2 pseudogenes are annotated in these 1,428 nt (G+C 56.6%); one reads left to right on the top strand and one right to left on the bottom strand.

The features are described from left to right. Positions 1–96: 96 nt before the first annotated feature. A pseudogene (locus DRB19_RS31435) lies at positions 97–850 on the bottom strand (IS630 family transposase); the annotation flags it as partial. Between the two features lie 376 nt (positions 851–1,226). Between DRB19_RS31435 and DRB19_RS29585 the strand changes: the two are divergent. Continuing rightward, a pseudogene (locus DRB19_RS29585) lies at positions 1,227–1,428 on the top strand (hypothetical protein); the annotation flags it as partial.

Below are 1,428 nucleotides of genomic sequence, written 5' to 3'. Positions count from 1 at the left end.
CGCCTTTACCAAGCTCATGATGGCTCCCGTCCCAGCATGATGAATTCGCCAGCAGTATCTAAACCGAAGCAAGTCCATACCGAGTCTCGCTGATCATCATTGGTGTGCCCATTCACGCAAGCCGATGGACATGATGGTCCAGGGCTGATCGGTGAGCTTGTTCCAAGCCGCACAGCAGTGATCGAGGATGTCACCGTAGGAGGTGAAGATCCTGTTGGAGAGCCAGTTCTCCCTTATATGCTGCCAGATGTTCTCGACCGGGTTCAGCTCAGGCGCTTTCGCCGGCAGCAGCAGGGTGATGTTGGCCGGCACCTTCAGCTTGCGCGAGACGTGCCAGCCCGCCCGATCCAGCAGCAGCACCGCATGTGCGCCGGGCGCCACAGCTTGCGAGATCTCCTTCAGATTCTCGTTCATAGCCTGTGTGGTGCAGCGGGGCAGCACGAGGCCGGCTCCCTTGCCCTGGGCTGGGCAGATCGCTCCGAAGATGTAAGCCGAGGCCGTCCGAGATCCCGTGGGGCCGAGGGACGCGTGCCGCGCTTGGCCCAGCAACGGGTGATCTTATTCTTCTGACCCACACGGGCTTCATCAGCAAACCGGATCTCTATAAGGCAGCCATCGGCTTTGCTCGTCGCGATCTCCTCCAGATGCGTTGGGAAGTCTTCTTAAAAGCAGCCACGGCGGCATCGCTCTTTTCATGATGGCGCGGCCGGGCTGAGAGCTTGCGGAAGCTCAGGGCCCGCAGCTCACGACTGAGCGTCTGCTTGGAGATCTGGATCCAGTACTACCCCAAGAGCCACTGCATCAGGTCGGCGAGGCGCCAGCGCACCACCCCATGTGCCGCTGGGGTCGGACCTAGTTGTTTAGCGATTCTAGGAAACTTAGACTATGCAATCCGCTTCCTATGGGAAAGCGCAGATACGATTTTATGCAAATTCCTAAATACAAAAACTAAATCAGGCTCAATCAGCGCCATAATTTCGCCAATAGTAATTGGACTTTTAGCATCGTCTTCAAGTGGCACTTTTCGTTTTCCGCGTTCTTCTACTTACGATCCATAAGGGCGGCTCTGCTGATCCCGCTTTCATCTGAGGGGTCTGAACAGAGACAACGTTCCGCTCCCCAATCCTAAATGGCGCCTCCAAGTGCTTGAGATCAAGCAGCTGACGCTTCGCTTCAGTCAGCGAGATCACTTCGCATGGTTCGGGCTATATGGCAGGTATAGGACAATGGCTGATCTAAATCTAACGGGCTACAAGCTCGTATTCGACGACGAGTTCAACGGCACGTCGGTAGACCGCGCTAAGTGGGCTGATACGTCGACATCCATGCGCGATGGCGGTCGCGGGAACCTGCCGAACAAGATGCTCGAATGGAACTCCTTTGACAACGCTCGCGTTGCTGACGGTGTCCTGACCATTCGGGCCGAGC

The organism is Microvirga aerophila (assembly GCF_003332305.1).
Classification (GTDB): domain Bacteria; phylum Pseudomonadota; class Alphaproteobacteria; order Rhizobiales; family Beijerinckiaceae; genus Microvirga; species Microvirga aerophila.
This window is presented reverse-complemented; position numbering and strand designations above follow the sequence as displayed.